Consider the following 16261-nt stretch of genomic DNA (forward strand, 5'->3'; position numbering starts at 1 on the left):
GTAACGAATATAGGGGCATTTCGCGCCACTTTAAAGGCGCATCCCTCTATCCGGATCCGGCGGGCGAACGTCGCACGCCAGGTGGCGGGCCTGTTTATAGGCTGCAAAGCGTGAGCTGGAACGGCACGTCGACATCGACGGCACGCGGACGCAAATCGCCGTCCTGCACCGTGAACCGCACCCACAGCATGTACTTGTTGGCGCTCGCCTCAGGAATCACCCGCAATTCAGGCGCCACCCGAACCTGCATCAATTGATACGAACGCCCCGACAGCATCTGCTGATAGCTGCCTTGCATCGCCATCACCTTGGATGCCTGGCCGGATTCACGGGCGAGCCGTAGAACGATGGTGGCTGCGTCGCGAAGCGGCAGTAGCGGCGTGACCCACTTGGCGATGTCCTGGCGGCGCTGATTGGGATGAAGCTGTTGCCACGCATAGTAGGACGGCAGGTCGAATTTGCACGTGCCACCAGGGATGATCGCGCGGCTGCGAATGCTGGCAAGCCACTCGTTGTCTGCAAGATGCTGGCCGGTCTTGCCCTGCATCTGCCCGAGTCCCGCGAGAGTCTGTTCGATTTCGCCGAGCACGGCTTCCAGCGCGTTCTGCTCGATTCCCGGGTTGCCGCGAAACGGCGCCAGCGTTTGCCGTTGACGCTCGAGTTCCTTCATCAGATCAGACTTCAGATCCGCGCGACCCGCAACTTCTGAGATTTCGAACAACGTTGTCAGTGCGACGTGATGTTCCCTGGCGTCTTCCTGAGTCAGAAAGAACGTGAAGCGCTCGAACAGATCTTCGAGGCGCAACAGCGTCCGGATTCGCTCGTTGAAGGGATACTCGTAAAGGATCAAGCGGGGTCGCCTCGGGCGTGGTCGGTGACGGGAATGCAGAACATTCTAATGCCGTGGGACTACCCTAGCAATCACGCACTTTTTCAGCGCGCTTTCGCAACTTTTTTCACGTGTTTCGGGCACTTTCCGCGTGCTTTGGCTTACACGCTGCCGTAAAGTTCAACGAGAAGGGCATGCGGCGGCGCGTGGTTTTCATGTGTCGCGCGCGTTTTTTCGCTTCGCCGACGGCGCGGTTTCGGCTCATGCGCCCGCGAGGGACAGATACGCGCGATGCTGCTTGTCGACTTGCGCCTTCAGCGTGCCGAGCGGCGCGTTGTCGTTGTCGATCACGTCGTCGGCTGCGGCGAGGCGCGCTTCGCGCGTGGCTTGGCGGGCGATGATCGCCAGCACCTGGTCGCGGCTGAAGCCGTTGCGGCTCATGACGCGCGCAATCTGCGTCTCGACGCTGCAATCGACGGTCAGCACACGGTTCACGCGGTGCTTCCAGCTTCCCGACTCGACCAGTAGCGGCACCACGACAATTACGTAAGGGCCTTGTGCTTCGCGCTGCTCGCGCTTGGTCTGCGCACGAATCAACGGATGCGTGATGGCTTCGAGACGTTTGCGGGCGCCCTCGTCGCTGAATACGAGTTCCCGCATGCGCGCGCGCTCGAGTGAGCCGTCGGCGGCGACGAACGCGGGGCCGAATTCCGCGGCAATCGGCGGCATCGCCATGCCGTGCGGCGCGGTGATGCGATGCGCGATCAGGTCCGTGTCGACGAGCGACACGCCGTGCGCGGCGAACAGATCGGCGACGGTCGATTTACCACTGCCGATGCCGCCGGTGAGTCCTACGACAAACATGCTTCAGCCTCCCAGAGCCAGATACAGCGGTGTGCCGAGAAACAGCGTGAGCGCGCCACCCGCTGCGAGAAACGGCCCGAACGGCAGCGGCTCTTCGAAGCGCATGCGGCCGCGCCACGTCGCCGCGAGGCCGACCACCGCGCCCGTCACCGCGGCGATCAGCACGATCTGCGGCAAGGCGGCCCAGCCGAGCCACGCGCCAAGCGCCGCGAGCAGCTTGAAATCACCGTAGCCCATGCCTTCGACGCCGCGCACCAGCCGGAACAGCCAATGCACGGCCCACAGCACAAGGTAACCGAAGATGGCGCCGAGCACCGCATCGTGCAGGCTCGCAAACATGCCGTTGAAATTGACGATGAGACCCGTCCACAGAAGCGGCAGCGTCATCGAATCGGGCAGCAGATGCGTGTCGATGTCGATCGCGCTCATCGCGAGCAGCGCCGCGCACAAGCCGAAGGCGGCGAGCGCCGTGGTCGTCGGGCCGAACAGCGCGAGGGCGCCCGCCGCGAACGCGGCGCTGGCAATCTCGAGCAGCGGATAGCGCAGGCTCACGTGTGCGTGGCAGGCAGAGCAGCGTCCACGCAGCAGCACATAGCTCAGCACCGGCAGATTCTCCCACGTGCGCAGGACGTGCCCGCAATGCGGACACGCGCTACGCGGCACCCACAGGTTATAGCGCGCAGGCAGGCCATCTTCGGGCGGCGGCTGGTCGCTGGTGTCGCTGATTTCCGCATGCCACGCACGCTCCAGCATGATCGGCAGCCGATGCACGACCACGTTCAGGAAGCTGCCGATCACGAGGCCGAACACGATGGCAAACGCCATCTGCAGACCGGCGGGCAAGCTGCCGAACGCGAGGCCGAATCCGGTCGCGAGGTGGCTGGGCAGCAAGGCCGAGAGCAGACTGGAAGAAGTTTCTGACACGAGTGGAAAAGGCGCCTGCATGGATAAGGGATTGGATTCGGCTGCGATCCTACACCACGTTGCCGAGTTGAATAATGGGAAGATACATCGCGATCACGAGGCCGCCGACCAGCGTCCCCAGCACGACGATCACGAGCGGCTCGCACAGGCTCGACAGCGTGCCGATCTTCTCGTCTACCTGACGATCCGCGAGCGACGCCACGTCGATCAGCATGGTGTCGAGCGCGCCGGACTCCTCGGCCACTGCCACAGGCTGCACGACCTCGGGCGGAAAGCAGCGCGCCGCGCGCATGGCCGTCGCAAGTCGCTCGCCGCGCCGCAGCCGTGCGGCGATGTCGAGCGTGGCCCGGTCGAAGAACGCGTTGCCTGTCGCGTGAGTCAATGAATCGAACGCGTCGGCGAGGGGTGTGCCGGCCGATAGCAAGGTGCCGAGCGCACGGCTCCAGCGTGCCGCGCACAGCGTACGCAGCAACGGCCCGACGACCGGCATTCTCAGCGACAGACGTGCGAACCGGATGCGGGCAATGTCGGAACGTCGTAGCAGGAAACTCACTGCCGAAGTCAACACGAAGATCAACGCGATGATGGGCAGGCTCCAGCGCGCCGCGCCCGACGACAAGGCGAGCACGAACTGTGTCGGTGCGGGCAGCTTCGCGCCGAAGCCGTCGAAGATCTGTTTGAAGGTCGGCACGACCCACACCAGCAAGGCAGCGGTGATCGCCGTGGCCAGCAGCAGGATCGCGACCGGATAGGTCAGTGCCGCGCGCACTTTCGCGCGCTGCGCGGCGGCGCGTTCGCGGTCATCGGCGATTCTCGCGAGGACGGCGGCCAGCGCGCCGGCCGCCTCGCCGACTTCGACGAGTTGACAGTACAGCGCATTGAATTGCCCCGGGTGCCTTTGCAACGCCGCAGAAAAGCGCAGGCCCGCCGTGATGTCGCGCGCCAGTGCGCCGACGATGCGCGGCATGCCCTGACGGTTCGACGATTGCCCTTGCGCCAACAGATCCAGCGCGGGCGCGAGCGGCAAACCGGCACGCAGCAGACTGGCGAGTTGTCGTGTGAATAGCGTTACGTCCGCAGCGCGCGCCTTGGGGCGCGGCGCCGCTCCATGCGCGGCGAGTTCGACGATGAACAGATCTTCGCGCTTGAGCATGGCTCGAGCGGTGCTCGCGTCCGGCGCGATCAGCGTGCCGTTCTTGTGTAGGCCGGCGACATTGACGCCGCGCCACCGGAAGCGCGTGTCGGCCGCAGGATGCGGATGAGTCGTGACCGTGCTCATGCGATTTCGGTGGCAGCCAGTGCTTCAGCGAGACTGGTGGTGCCGTCGCGTACACGTGCCAACGCCGCGTCGCGCAACGTGGCCACCTGTTCGGTTTGCGCGAGCCGTGCGAGCTCATGCGTGCCGGCGCTTGAGACGATCAGTTCGCGCATCGCATCGGAGACAGGCATCACTTGATGAACTCCGACGCGGCCTTTGTAACCGATACCGTGACAAGCCGCGCATCCGGTTGCCGCATACGGCTGCCAGCCCTCGAGCTGACGATCGTCGAAGCCGGCGGCCCGCAGCGCCGTCGCCGATTGCGGCGCGGGCGTACGGCACGCGACGCACAGACGCCGCACGAGCCGCTGTGCCGTTACCATCCGCAGCGCTGCCGCGAGGTTGTACGGCTCGACGCCGATATCGATCAGGCGCGCGATCGCGGCAGGCGCATCGTTCGTGTGCAGGGTCGACAGAACGAGGTGGCCCGTTTGGGCGGCTTTCACGGCGACATCGGCGGTTTCATCGTCGCGAATTTCACCGACCATGATCACATCGGGATCCTGTCGAAGGAATGCGCGCAGCGCCACAGCGAAAGTGAGCCCGGCCTTTTCACGCACGCTGACCTGATTGATGCCGGCCAGCTGGATTTCCGCCGGGTCTTCCACCGAGCACAGATTGCGCGCCTCGCCGTTCAGCAGGTTCAGGAAGCAGTACAGCGACAGCGTCTTGCCGCTGCCCGTCGGCCCGGTGACGAGCACGAGACCGTGCGGCGCGTGAATCGCGGCGTCGAGCGCCTCACGTTGGCGCGCATCGAGGCCCAGCGAGTCGAGCGAAAGATCGGTGGGCAATGCGTCGAGCCGGCGTAAGACGAGTTTTTCGCCGAACAGCGTTGGCAGCGAATTGACGCGATAGTCCTCGATCCGCCCGGGCGACGTCGCGATACGCAGGCGACCGTCCTGTGGCACGCGCCGCTCGGCGATGTCCATGCGCGCCAGCACCTTCACCCGCGTAATGAAGGCGTCGCGCAAATGAGCGGGCGGCTGCGGAATCTCATGCAGCACGCCGTCGATCCGCAATCGCACGCGCCAGCCGTGCTCCGCCGGCTCGATGTGAAGGTCCGACGCGTTGCGCCGGGTCGCTTCCTGCAATGTGTCGGTCAATAGACGTACGGCAGGCGCGTTGTCGGGATCGCTGAGCCGGGCCGCGCCAGCTTCGGTGGCGAACGGAGTGGGCTTCATGCGCGACGTGCTGTCATTGTCGAAAGCGATGGGCCGCGGCGACGTTGCCGCAACCTGAAAAGATGCTTGCATGGGAAACCGGTGATGAGCCGCCTGTAGAACATGACGGCTTCATCTTCCGGTAACGCGGCTGGCGCCGCCATTCGGCCAAACGGCTAATGGCGCGCGCCGCAGGAGTGTGTGATGCTGCCTGGTATATCGGACACCGGCGGCGTGAAGGACCTCAGCCTACCAGCGCTTTGCCGCCCTTCGTGCGCGTCGGCGGCTTGAACAGCTTGACGGTGCGAATCGCCTGATCGTCGCTGCGCATGACTTCGAGTTTGATTTCGCCGATCTGCACGCACACGTCGCCATCGGGAATGTCCTCGAGAATTTCGAGGATCAGGCCGTTAAGCGTCTTGGGGCCGTCGGTGGGCAGTGTGAGGTGCAGCCAGCGGTTCAGCTCGCGCAACGGCATGCTGCCCGCGACGATGCATTCGCCGTTCTCATTCCAGCCACCGCGCGAATTGGCGCTACGCGGAATCGATGTCGTGAATTCGCCGATCAGCTCCTCGATGATGTCTTCCGGCGTGACGAGGCCTTGCAGTTCGCCGTACTCGTTGACGACCAGCGCGGTGCGGTGACGGCTTTCCTGAAAGTATTGCAATTGCTGGAAGACTGGCGTGCCGCTCGGCACGAAGTACGGCTCGGCCAGCAGTTCGCGTAGCGTCTCGCGCTCCAGCTCCTGGTTGTGCAGGGCCGCGAGCGTCTTGCGAACATGCAGCACGCCCAGCACCCGGTCGATGTCGCCCTGGTAGACGATCAGCTTGTTGTGATAGCAGGTTTCCAGTTGATGCAGAATCTCTTCGAACGGTGCATCGAAGTCGAGCGCTTCGATCCGGCGGCGCGGGATCATCACGTCGTCGACGGAAATGTTTTCGAGGTCGAACAGGTTCAGCAGGATGCTGCGGTGCTTGGTCGGCATGAAGCTGCCCGACTCCAGCACGATGGTGCGCAGTTCCTCGGTGGACAGACGCTGGTCGTGCGCGCCTTTCGTATTGATGTGCAGCACGCGCAAGATGCCGTTGGCGAACAGGTTCACGAACCAGACGAGCGGCTTCGCGGCGCGCATCAGCGGCGCGATCAGCAGGCTCGCCGGCAGGGCGATCTTTTCGGGAAACGTCGCGCCGACGATTTTCGGCGTGATCTCCGCGAACACGATGATGAGGAACGCAACGATGCCGGTCGCGATCGACAGCACCAGGTTGTTGCGGCCGAACGTGTGCAAGGCGATCGAGGTAGTGAGCACCGGGATGATCGTGTTGAACAGGTTATTGCCGATCAGCACGACGCTCAACAGTTGATCGGTGTGGGCGAGCAGACCCTGAGTGGTCTTTGCGCCGAGCGCGTTCTGGCCGGCGAGGTGTTTCAGGCGATGGCGATTGATCGCCATCATCGCCGTTTCGGAAATCGAAAAGAAGCTGGAGCAGATAAGCAGCAGAAAGACGGCGCCAATCTGCGCCCATAAGGGAAGTTGTTCCACGCGTCGTGAAGAATAGGGGAGAGGATGGAGAGAATATAGCAGAGGGGGCGCGGCGAGCCGTGTTGGCGGAGGGCGGGGGGGCTCAATCGCGCATAGGCGACGAGCGTCGCGCATGATGCAGGAAAATGGCGCGTAAAACAAAAAACCGCCCAGCAAGCTGCGGCGGTTTTTCGAGCCTCGAACTGACAAGGCAAATCTGGTCGGGGTGAGAGGATTCGAACCTCCGGCCTCTACGTCCCGAACGTAGCGCTCTACCAGGCTAAGCTACACCCCGATTTGTACTGCGAACTCGATTCGGACTAGCCCGGCGTTTCAGTCTCGTTCAAGACTGTCTTGCCGTCGAGTAAGAACATAATTCTAGCAGGCTATCCTTGAAAATGGAACTGGGAAACGAAGAAATTGCTGCTGCGGCTGCTTGGGCTTCCTGTTTCGCGCACTCGAGCGTGTGGTCCAGCGCGCCTGAACGCGTGATAGCCTCGAAAATCGTGTCGAAACGGTCCGTGCCGCCTTGTTCGATCGCTTCGCGCGCCAGTGCCGATTGCTCGGGCGTGCCGCGCTCGATCAGATAGATCAGCGGGAGCGTGGGTTTGCCTTCGCGCAGATCGTCGCCGGCGTTCTTGCCCATCGACTCGGCCGTGCCGGTGTAGTCGAGCCAGTCGTCCATGATCTGAAAAGCGGTGCCGATGCGGCGGCCAAATTCCGCGGCGGCCGCTTCGGTTTTCGCGTCCGAACCGGCCAGCACCGCGCCGAGCTGGGCGGCGGCTTCGAACAGCTTGGCGGTTTTGTAGCGGATCACCTGCATGTAGCGGGATTCGTCGACGTCCGCGTCGTGCATGTTCAGCAACTGCAGCACTTCGCCCTCGGAGATGATGTTGGTCGCCTCCGACAGGATCTCCATCACGCGCATCTTGCCCACACCCACCATCATTTGGAACGAGCGCGAGTACAGAAAGTCGCCGACCAGCACGCTCGCGGCATTGCCGAACAGCGCATTGGCGGTCTGGCGGCCGCGCCGCAGATCGGATTCGTCGACCACGTCGTCGTGCAGCAGCGTCGCGGTGTGGATGAATTCGACGACCGCCGCCAGTTCATGCCGGTGCCCGGTGGTTTCGCCCAACGCGCCCGCCACCAGCAACAGTAGCGCGGGTCGCAGCCGCTTGCCGCCGGCGCTGATGATGTACTCGGAAATCTGATTGATCAGCATCACGTCGGACGCAAGACGGTGCCGGATGACGCGATTGACCTGCTGCATGTCTTCGGCGATCGGAGCAAGCAGGCTGGCGGCGTTGGAGGAGGGGGTGGCAGTCGACGACATGATGGCTGAATTGGGTAGTGCCGCGAATTATAAGGCGAATCGCGGCAGTTCCGGGTCGCTGGCTGCGGCGCGGCGCACTCGAGGCCTCATTCAGGGCCGCGCGCCGGGGTCGTGCGGCAAGGCGCCGGCCTTCGCGCGCGGCGGCTCTCAATGAGTTTTGACCAAGCAGCTAACTCTATGTATAATCACGGGTTTCCGCGCGCGGTGCGTGGGAAAAATGAACACAGAGTGAGGTTCTCAATGTACGCGGTCATAAAAACCGGTGGCAAGCAGTATAAAGTTGCCGTCGGCGAAAAACTTAAAGTAGAACAGATACCGGCAGACATTGACGCTGAAATCACGCTCGACCAGGTTCTCGCAGTGGGCGAAGGCGAATCGATTAAGTTCGGTACGCCGCTGGTCAGTGGGGCTTCCGTCAAGGCTACCGTCGTGTCGCAAGGTCGTCACGCAAAAGTGACGATCTTCAAGATGCGTCGCCGGAAGCACTACCAGAAGCATGGCGGCCACCGCCAGAACTATACCGAACTGCGCATCGACGCGATCAACGCGTAAGCGCACCGGTTAAGGAGCAAATCAAATGGCACACAAAAAGGCAGGCGGATCATCCCGCAACGGCCGCGACTCTGAATCGAAGCGCCTCGGCGTGAAGGTTTATGGCGGCCAGGCTATCAACGCTGGTGGCATCATCGTGCGTCAACGCGGTACGCGTATGCACGCTGGTGAAAACGTCGGTATCGGCAAGGATCACACCTTGTTCGCGCTGACAGACGGCCACGTTCAGTTCTCGACGAAAGGCGCAGCGAAGAAGCACATGGTCAACGTCGTCCCGGCAGCAGTCTGAGCTTACTCAGGCACGGGCTTCAGGACCGGAAAAAGGCCCCGCGAAGTTAGCGGGGCTTTTTTTATTGCAGCGCTTTCGCCCGATTCGCGAAATCGATCATGCATGACGAGGCGGCTATGCCGTTCGGTCGATTGATCAACCTGCGGCGGGCGCGGCAAAATAGCAGCATCCGATAGCAACAAACTTGGCAGCACCATCTGGCAGTACACCACGGGACGGAGTTACGCATGAAGTTCATTGACGAAGCGAGGATTGAAGTCATCGCCGGCGACGGAGGGGATGGCAGCGCGTCGATGCGCCGCGAGAAATTCGTTCCGTTCGGCGGCCCGGATGGCGGCGACGGCGGCCGGGGCGGCAGCGTGATCGCGGTCGCAGACCGCAACATCAACACGCTGATCGACTACCGCTACGCGAAAAAACACTTGGCGCGCAACGGCGAAAATGGCCGTGGCGCGGACTGCTACGGCAAGGGCGGCGATGACATCACGCTGCGCATGCCGGTTGGCACGACGATTACCGACATGGAAACCGGCGAGCTGATCGCCGATCTGACCGAGCACAACCAGAGCGTGCAGATCGCGCAGGGCGGCGCGGGCGGCCTCGGCAATCTGCATTTCAAATCCAGTACGAACCGTGCGCCGCGTCAGAAGACCGACGGCAAGCCGGGCGAGCGCCGCATGGTGCGCCTCGAATTGAAGGTGTTGGCCGACGTCGGCCTGCTCGGCATGCCGAACGCGGGCAAGTCGACCTTCATCTCGTCGGTGTCGAACGCGAAGCCGAAGATCGCCGACTACCCCTTCACCACGCTCGCGCCGAATCTCGGCGTGGTGCGGGTCGGGCCGAGCCGCAGCTTCGTCATCGCCGACATCCCCGGTCTGATCGAGGGCGCGGCCGAAGGTGCGGGTCTCGGTCACCAGTTCCTGCGTCACCTGCAACGCACCGGCTTGCTGCTACACATCGTCGACCTTGCACCGTTTGACGATGCGGTCGATCCGGTCGCGGAAGCCAAGGCGATCGTCAACGAACTGCGCAAGTACGACGAGCTGCTTTACGAGAAAACGCGCTGGCTGGTCCTGAACAAGCTCGACATGGTGCCCGAAGACGAGCGTGAAGCGCGGGTTTCGGCATTCCTCGAAGGCTTTGGCTGGGACGGACCGGTGTTCGAAATCTCGGCGCTGACCGGTCAGGGCTGCGAAAACCTTTGCTACGCGGTGTTCGATCACATCGCTGCGCATTCGGACGCGCAACGCGCAGCGGAAGCCGAAGATCTCGCCGCCGACGTGCGTTTTCGCGAGAAGCCGGAAGCACCGGCTGCAGCCGACGAATCAAGCGCCGACCCACAGTAATAAAAAGCTCGAGCGCCGGCAGGCTTGGACGGGCTGCCGGCATGCATCATGCGTCATCTTGGGAGACAGCGCACAATGCGTTCCGTCATCGCAGATTCCCGGCGATTGGTAGTGAAAGTCGGTTCGAGCCTCGTCACGAATGACGGGCGTGGCCTCGATCATGCAGCAATCGGCCGCTGGGCCGCGCAGATTGCCGCGCTGCGTGCGCAAGGCAAGGAAGTGGTGCTGGTCAGTTCGGGCGCCATCGCCGAAGGAATGCAGCGGCTCGGTTGGACCAAACGACCACGCGAAATCGACGAATTGCAGGCGGCTGCGGCCGTCGGTCAAATGGGCCTTGCGCAAGTGTACGAAAGCCGCTTTGCCGAGCACTCGATTCAGACCGCGCAGATTCTGCTTACTCACGCCGACCTGGCCGACCGCGAGCGCTATCTGAACGCGCGCTCCACGTTGCTCACGCTGCTGCGTTTGGGCGTGGTGCCGATCATCAACGAGAACGACACGGTCGTTACCGACGAAATCAAGTTTGGTGATAACGACACGCTGGGCGCGCTGGTCGCCAACCTGATCGAAGGCGATGCGCTCGTCATCCTCACCGATCAGCAAGGTCTCTTCACCGCCGATCCCCGCAAGGACCCGAGCGCCACGCTCGTTCAGCAAGCCGATGCGGGTGCGCCGGAACTCGAAGCAATGGCCGGTGGGGCGGGCTCGAGTCTGGGTCGTGGCGGCATGTTGACGAAGATTCTTGCTGCGAAGCGTGCGGCTCACAGCGGCGCGAATACGGTGATCGCGAGCGGACGCGAAGCGGATGTGCTGTCGCGGCTGGCCTCAGGCGAGGCGATCGGCACGCAGCTGATCGCGCGCACCGCACGGATGGCAGCACGCAAGCAGTGGATGGCCGATCATCTGCAGGTGCGCGGCCATGTGGTGATCGACGACGGTGCGGTCGAAAAGCTGACCGCTGGCGGCAAGAGCTTGCTGCCTATCGGCATTGTCGGTGTGCAGGGCGCTTTTGCGCGCGGCGAGGTGATCGCTTGCCTGAGCCCTGCAGGGCACGAAGTGGCGCGCGGCCTGACAAACTACAGCAGCGCGGAAACCAAGCTGATTCAACGGCGTCCGAGCGGCGAGATCGAATCGGTGCTCGGCTACATGCTGGAGCCCGAGCTGATCCATCGCGACAACCTGGTGCTGGTCTGACTCACTGACCGGCAGACGTGTATGGCCGATAAAAAATGCCGTTCCAGCTTCCGTTAGAACGGCATTTTTTCATGTCCACGACGCGCCCGCATGATTGAACACACGGCGCTGAAAAATCGCGCCTCAGTGAATCAACGAGGTCGCGGTACGCTTGTAGCGGATATTCTCGATGATTTGCGCGGCCTTCCCCGTAGGCATCTTGTTCGCGCACATATAGTCCTGGTACAGCGCCGCGTGATAGGCGTTCAACGCGCCGTTCTCGATGCGCGAAAACTCGTTGGCGACCGTGCGGTCCCAGCCGTCATGATCCGCATTCAGGCCCGCATACAGACGCCATTCGTAAGTGTCGCAGCGGATTCCTTCGTAGTTCACATTGCGAGCGCCGCTCGGGCTCGTCACGACCACGGTATAACGCACCACGCCGTCGGTGCCGACGCTCAGCGAATTCCGGTCGATTGCGAACTGCAGCGGCGTATTGCCCGACACCTCGAACGGCAGCAGATTCGACTCTTGCGGCAGCGGCGGCAGGGTGTCCACTTGGTTTTCAACCCAGTTGCCTTTGCGGTCAAGCAGGTAGACGAACGCGCTGTCGTCTTGATTGGTGGGTTTGCCGGCGCTCGAGCAGCCAGCCAGCAGGGCGCCGGTGGCGACACACGCCACGACGAGTGCAAGTGCTTTCAATATGATTTCCCCGAAACACTGGCGCGGCTCGAGGAGCCGCGCCAGCAGAGGCGGCATGGACAGCCGCACAGAGTTGTTAATTGCGCACGCCCGGGCGGAACAGCAAGCCGGCGGTTTCGTCGGCCGATTCTTCCCGGCGCTCCGGATCGGCGCACACATCGGCCGCTGACCTGGAATCCTGACCGCAATCGGACGCGATCGTGACGTGAACCGATGTTTCGATGCTGACGGACGTTACGGAAGTCACCGTCATTACCGTGGAATCCGGTGGGCTTTCCATCGACGACGCTATCCGGGGATAACGCGGCCCATGGTGCCCGCCAGGTTTTTCCGCACGCGGCGCAGCCCGGCGCATGAAACGGGATAGCTCCGTCAGCGCCAACTGATACACATCCCGCTTGAACTCGATCACACAGTCGAGCGGCACCCAGTACTCGTTCCAGCGCCACGCATCGAACTCAGGATGGTCGGTGGCGCGCAAGCAGATGTCGCAGTCGCGTCCTACCATCCGGAGCAAGAACCAGATTTGCTTCTGGCCGCGGTAATGACCGCGTACTTCGCGCTTTATGAACTTGTCAGGCACCTCGTAACGCAACCAGTCGCGCGTGCGACCGATCACCTTGACGTGCTCAGGAAGCAGTCCGGTTTCTTCGTGTAACTCCCGATACATCGCTTGCACGGGGGTCTCTCCGTACTTGATGCCCCCTTGCGGAAACTGCCAGGAATGTTCACGGAGCCGTTTGCCCCAAAACACCTCGTTGTGCGCGTTCAAGAGGATGATGCCGACGTTCGGGCGAAAGCCTTCACGATCCAGCATACAACCACCTTCGAATCCTTTAAAATTGCTTTGATTATAAACAGATAACGGACCCGACGCACCGAATCGCACCAGAATGGAACGAATCGCCGCAAAAGCCTCGCATTTGCGGTAGCCTGTCAGTCTTTCCGGGCCTTATCCCTTGTGCACAAGCTGTGCGCGCGGCTTCGGCGCCGCGCTCGGGCAGCGTCGTTGCCGGTGTCAGGCGAACCGTGCTGGCTCAGCGCCGGATCTGTATCGATTTCCCCACCGTTTTCACCTTTCGGGCGGTCCCTCCGGAGCCGCCGCTTTTGGATAATCTGAATGAAAGCTTCCCGTTTCTTTATCGGCACTTTGAAAGAAGCTCCCGCCGACGCCGAGATCGTCAGCCACAAGCTCATGGTGCGCGCCGGCATGATCCGCCGCGTCGCCGGCGGCATCTATAACTACCTGCCGGTCGGCCTGCGTTCGATCCGCAAGGTAGAAGCCATCGTGCGCGAAGAAATGAACCGGGCAGGCGCGATTGAATTGCTGATGCCGTCGGTGCAGCCAGCCGAGTTGTGGCAGGAATCGGGCCGCTGGGAAAAGTACGGCCCCGAGTTGCTGCGCTTCAAGGATCGCAAACAGTCCGACTTCGTGCTCGGCCCGACGCACGAAGAAGTGGTCACGGACATCGCGCGCAATCAGATCAAGAGCTATCGCCAGTTGCCGGTCAACTTCTATCAGGTCCAGACGAAGTTCCGCGACGAGATCCGCCCGCGTTTCGGCGTGATGCGTGGCCGCGAGTTCATCATGAAAGACGCGTACTCGTTCGACAAGGACGCCGAAGGTCTGCGCGAGTCGTATCGCAAGATGTACGACGCATACGTGCGAATCTTTACGCGCCTCGGTCTGGACTTCCGCGCGGTGGCCGCGGACAACGGTTCGATCGGCGGCAGCGGCTCGCACGAATTTCACGTGATCGCCGACACCGGCGAAGACGCGATCGCCTATTGCCCGACCTCGGACTTCGCTGCGAACGTCGAAGCGGCCGAAGCTCTGCCGCTCTACGCGCAACGCGCCGCCCCGGCCGAAGACATGAAGAAGACTGCGACGCCTGGCAAGGCGAAGTGCGAGGCCGTCGCCGAACTGCTGAACATTCCGCTCGAACGCACGATCAAGTCGATCGTGCTGGCAACGGAAAACGAAGGCGCCGAGCCGACCATCTGGCTACTGATGCTGCGCGGCGATCACGATCTGAACGAGATCAAGGCAAGCAAGCTGCCCGGTCTCACCGACTTCCGCATGGCAACCGAGGCCGAAATCATTGCAACATTCGGTACGCCGCCGGGTTACCTAGGTCCGATCAACACCAAGAAGCCGGTCAAGGTCGTCGCGGATCGCACGGTCGCGAACATGAGCGACTTCGTGGTCGGCGCGAACGAGGTGGATTACCACATCGCCGGGGTGAATTGGGGCCGCGATCTGCCGGAGCCGGTCGTCGCCGACATCCGCAATGTGAAGAAGGGCGATCCATCGCCGGACGGCAAGGGCGAGATCGACATCTGCCGCGGTATCGAAGTGGGCCACGTATTCCAGCTCGGCACCAAGTATTCGGAAGCGATGAACGCGAACTGCCTCGACGAAACCGGCAAGCCGCAGCCGATGGAAATGGGCTGCTACGGTATCGGCATCACGCGTATTCTCGGCGCCGCGATCGAACAGAATTTCGACGACAAGGGCATCATCTGGCCGGAGTCGATCGCGCCGTTCGAAGTTGTGCTGTGTCCGATGGGCTATGACCGTAGCGAGGCCGTGCGCGAGCAGGCCGACAAGCTGTATGCGACCTTGGTCGAAGCGGGCATCGACGTGATTCTCGACGACCGTGGCGAGCGCCCCGGCGTGATGTTCGCCGATTGGGAGCTGATCGGCGTGCCGCATCGTCTCGTGATCGGTGACCGTGGTCTGAAGGACGGCAAGCTCGAATACCAAGGCCGCCGCGACGCCGAACCGACGCTGCTGCCGGTCGAAGATGCCGCCCAGACGGTCATCGGGAAGGTGCGCGCGGCGTTGGCGCGCTAAGCGGAGCGGACGGTGGAGTACACCTTCCTCTCTGCCACCGTCCTGCTGATCCTGATCACCGATCCGCTTGGCAATATTCCGGTCTTCGTCAGTTGTCTGCGCGGGGTGGCGCCTGAGCGTCGCACGATCGTCATTTTGCGCGAGGTGGCGATCGCCTTTGCGATCCTGCTGATCTTCATGGTGCTGGGTCAGGGCTTTTTGCGCATGATGAGCCTGAGCGACCAGTCGTTGCGCATCGGCGGCGGGATCGTGCTGTTTCTGATCGCGCTGAGAATGGTGTTCCCGCATCCGGACGGTCCGTTCGGCGGCGACGCGCGCGGCGGCGAGCCGCTCATCGTGCCGCTCGCGATCCCGGCGCTGGCGGGTCCATCGGCGCTGGCGACGGTCATGCTGCTGACGTCGCAGGCGCCCGGCAAGATGTTCGAGTGGATTGGCGCGCTGACCGTCACGATGATCGTCTGCGCGATCGTGCTCATGCTGGCCGAGCGCATTCAGATCCTGCTCGGCGAGCGTACAATGGCGGCCTTCGAGCGGCTGATGGGTCTCGTGCTGGTGGCGATCTCGGTCGAAATGATGCTCGGTGGTATCCGGTCTTTCGTGCAGCATCTATGAGTCTGGGCGCACGAGAACCGTTCTGCACAAGCATCGAGTGCGCTCACGTTGCGCTTGCGGCGCAGAAAAAAAAGCGGCCCACATGGGCCGCTTTTTTACGCCATCTCTTCGCGGGGATCGACCGCATGCCGCCATGACAGCGGCGCTGTCAAACGCGCCTCGATCAAGCCCCTTCGGTCAGCGCACGAATCGTCGGCAGGTTGCGCCAGTAACCCTTCGCGTCCATCCCGCAGCCGAACACGTAGCGGTCCGGCACTTCGAAGCCGCAGTAGTCGGGGCGCAGCGGCTTCGCCTTCGGAATGATCTTCTCGCACAGCACCGCGCTCAGGAAGCGCTTCGCGCCCATCGCCAGGATGCGGTCGCGGATCGCGGCCATCGTCTCGCCTTCGTCGAGGATGTCGTCGAGCACGAGCACGACGCGGTCCTTCACCGACTCGGCCGGTGCGACGCGCCACTGCATCTCGTTGCCACCCTTGGTGGTGTTGCGGTAGCGGGTTAGATGGATGTAGTCGAACTCGAGCGGGAAATCGAGGTGCGGCAGCAGCATGCCGGTGAACACCGCGGCGCCGCCCATCACCGACAGCACGAGCGGAAAGTCCTCGCTCATCTCGTCGCGAATGGCGGCCGCCATGCCGCTGATCGACGCGTTGACGTCGCTGGCCGAAACGATTTCTTCGGAGTGGCTAAAAATGTGGAGGGCTTCTTCGCGGTTCATGACGTCTGGCGGGCGGTAACTGTATACATAGGGTGAAAGAGCGCCCCGCAGGAAGCTCCCTT

General features: G+C 62.7%; 16 protein-coding genes and 1 tRNA gene. 6 read left to right on the forward strand and 11 right to left on the reverse strand.

Annotated elements, in window-relative coordinates:
• Positions 1-94 precede the first annotated feature (94 nt).
• The 8 genes from zapD to HV770_RS03145 form a co-directional block, all read right to left on the reverse strand.
• Positions 95-850 (reverse strand): cell division protein ZapD, encoded by a 756-nt coding sequence (zapD, locus tag HV770_RS03110; RefSeq protein WP_175158059.1) that lies wholly within the window; start codon positions 848-850, stop codon positions 95-97.
• 240 nt (positions 851-1090) lie between these two features.
• On the reverse strand, positions 1091-1693 hold the full coding sequence (gene coaE / locus HV770_RS03115) for a dephospho-CoA kinase (RefSeq protein WP_175158060.1): 603 nt from the start codon (positions 1691-1693) through the stop codon (positions 1091-1093).
• Between the two features lie 3 nt (positions 1694-1696).
• A complete protein-coding gene (locus HV770_RS03120; protein WP_175158061.1) occupies positions 1697-2638 on the reverse strand; it encodes a prepilin peptidase in 942 nt (313 codons plus the stop codon).
• Between the two features lie 28 nt (positions 2639-2666).
• Positions 2667-3896, reverse strand: coding sequence for a type II secretion system F family protein (locus HV770_RS03125; protein WP_175158062.1), 1230 nt, complete (start codon positions 3894-3896; stop codon positions 2667-2669).
• Complete coding sequence (locus HV770_RS03130) at positions 3893-5188, reverse strand: GspE/PulE family protein (protein WP_175158063.1); 1296 nt, start codon at positions 5186-5188, stop codon at positions 3893-3895. The genes HV770_RS03125 and HV770_RS03130 overlap by 4 nt, the downstream gene beginning before the upstream one ends.
• 151 nt (positions 5189-5339) lie before the next feature.
• Complete coding sequence (locus tag HV770_RS03135) at positions 5340-6638, reverse strand: HlyC/CorC family transporter (protein WP_175158064.1); 1299 nt, start codon at positions 6636-6638, stop codon at positions 5340-5342.
• 197 nt (positions 6639-6835) lie between these two features.
• Positions 6836-6912: transfer RNA gene (locus HV770_RS03140), tRNA-Pro, on the reverse strand.
• Positions 6913-6960: 48 nt separating this feature from the next.
• Positions 6961-7953 (reverse strand): polyprenyl synthetase family protein, encoded by a 993-nt coding sequence (locus HV770_RS03145; protein WP_175158065.1) that lies wholly within the window; start codon positions 7951-7953, stop codon positions 6961-6963.
• 240 nt (positions 7954-8193) lie between these two features.
• Between HV770_RS03145 and rplU the strand changes: the two genes are divergently transcribed.
• The 4 genes from rplU (at position 8194) to proB (ending at position 11334) form a co-directional block, all read left to right on the forward strand.
• The gene (rplU, locus tag HV770_RS03150; RefSeq protein WP_007180329.1) at positions 8194-8505 is read left to right on the forward strand and encodes a 50S ribosomal protein L21; all 312 of its coding nucleotides are present in this window, start codon (positions 8194-8196) and stop codon (positions 8503-8505) included.
• 25 nt (positions 8506-8530) lie between these two features.
• Positions 8531-8794, forward strand: a complete 264-nt coding sequence (rpmA, locus tag HV770_RS03155) for a 50S ribosomal protein L27 (protein ID WP_020071242.1) — start codon at positions 8531-8533, stop codon at positions 8792-8794.
• 227 nt (positions 8795-9021) lie between these two features.
• A complete protein-coding gene (gene cgtA, locus HV770_RS03160; RefSeq protein WP_175158066.1) occupies positions 9022-10140 on the forward strand; it encodes an Obg family GTPase CgtA in 1119 nt (372 codons plus the stop codon).
• 75 nt (positions 10141-10215) lie between these two features.
• Positions 10216-11334 (forward strand): glutamate 5-kinase, encoded by a 1119-nt coding sequence (proB, locus tag HV770_RS03165; protein WP_042320793.1) that lies wholly within the window; start codon positions 10216-10218, stop codon positions 11332-11334.
• Between the two features lie 123 nt (positions 11335-11457).
• Here proB and HV770_RS03170 read toward each other — a convergent pair whose 3' ends face one another.
• Together HV770_RS03170 and HV770_RS03175 are read right to left on the reverse strand one after the other, a co-directional pair.
• Positions 11458-12015, reverse strand: coding sequence for a CNP1-like family protein (locus tag HV770_RS03170; protein ID WP_175158067.1), 558 nt, complete (start codon positions 12013-12015; stop codon positions 11458-11460).
• A 76-nt stretch (positions 12016-12091) separates the two neighbouring features.
• Positions 12092-12832: an RNA pyrophosphohydrolase gene (locus HV770_RS03175; protein WP_175158068.1), complete on the reverse strand. Its 741-nt coding sequence runs from the start codon at positions 12830-12832 to the stop codon at positions 12092-12094.
• Between the two features lie 303 nt (positions 12833-13135).
• Here HV770_RS03175 and HV770_RS03180 point away from each other — a divergent pair, with 303 nt between their 5' ends.
• Positions 13136-14872 (forward strand): proline--tRNA ligase, encoded by a 1737-nt coding sequence (locus HV770_RS03180; RefSeq protein ID WP_175158069.1) that lies wholly within the window; start codon positions 13136-13138, stop codon positions 14870-14872.
• Positions 14873-14884: 12 nt separating this feature from the next.
• Positions 14885-15484, forward strand: coding sequence for a MarC family protein (locus HV770_RS03185; protein ID WP_175158070.1), 600 nt, complete (start codon positions 14885-14887; stop codon positions 15482-15484).
• 163 nt (positions 15485-15647) lie between these two features.
• On the opposite strand, the gene HV770_RS03190 is transcribed toward HV770_RS03185, so the two are convergent.
• A complete protein-coding gene (locus tag HV770_RS03190) occupies positions 15648-16199 on the reverse strand; it encodes a hypoxanthine-guanine phosphoribosyltransferase (protein ID WP_042320806.1) in 552 nt (183 codons plus the stop codon).
• Positions 16200-16261: the final 62 nt, after the last annotated feature.

The sequence above is a fragment of the Paraburkholderia fynbosensis genome, from assembly GCF_902859935.1.
Classification (GTDB): Bacteria; Pseudomonadota; Gammaproteobacteria; order Burkholderiales; family Burkholderiaceae; genus Paraburkholderia; species Paraburkholderia fynbosensis.

Excerpts from the sequence above, each read along its gene's own strand:
- coaE (WP_175158060.1), bottom strand. The coding sequence starts at position 1,693 with ATGTTTGTCGTAGGACTCACCGGCGGCATCGGCAGTGGTAAATCGACC.
- HV770_RS03120 (WP_175158061.1), bottom strand. The coding sequence starts at position 2,638 with ATGCAGGCGCCTTTTCCACTCGTGTCAGAAACTTCTTCCAGTCTGCTC.
- HV770_RS03125 (WP_175158062.1), bottom strand. The coding sequence starts at position 3,896 with ATGAGCACGGTCACGACTCATCCGCATCCTGCGGCCGACACGCGCTTC.
- HV770_RS03130 (WP_175158063.1), bottom strand. The coding sequence starts at position 5,188 with ATGCAAGCATCTTTTCAGGTTGCGGCAACGTCGCCGCGGCCCATCGCT.
- HV770_RS03145 (WP_175158065.1), bottom strand. The coding sequence starts at position 7,953 with ATGTCGTCGACTGCCACCCCCTCCTCCAACGCCGCCAGCCTGCTTGCT.
- rplU (WP_007180329.1), top strand. The coding sequence starts at position 8,194 with ATGTACGCGGTCATAAAAACCGGTGGCAAGCAGTATAAAGTTGCCGTC.
- rpmA (WP_020071242.1), top strand. The coding sequence starts at position 8,531 with ATGGCACACAAAAAGGCAGGCGGATCATCCCGCAACGGCCGCGACTCT.
- cgtA (WP_175158066.1), top strand. The coding sequence starts at position 9,022 with ATGAAGTTCATTGACGAAGCGAGGATTGAAGTCATCGCCGGCGACGGA.
- proB (WP_042320793.1), top strand. The coding sequence starts at position 10,216 with ATGCGTTCCGTCATCGCAGATTCCCGGCGATTGGTAGTGAAAGTCGGT.
- HV770_RS03175 (WP_175158068.1), bottom strand. The coding sequence starts at position 12,832 with ATGCTGGATCGTGAAGGCTTTCGCCCGAACGTCGGCATCATCCTCTTG.
- HV770_RS03180 (WP_175158069.1), top strand. The coding sequence starts at position 13,136 with ATGAAAGCTTCCCGTTTCTTTATCGGCACTTTGAAAGAAGCTCCCGCC.
- HV770_RS03190 (WP_042320806.1), bottom strand. The coding sequence starts at position 16,199 with ATGAACCGCGAAGAAGCCCTCCACATTTTTAGCCACTCCGAAGAAATC.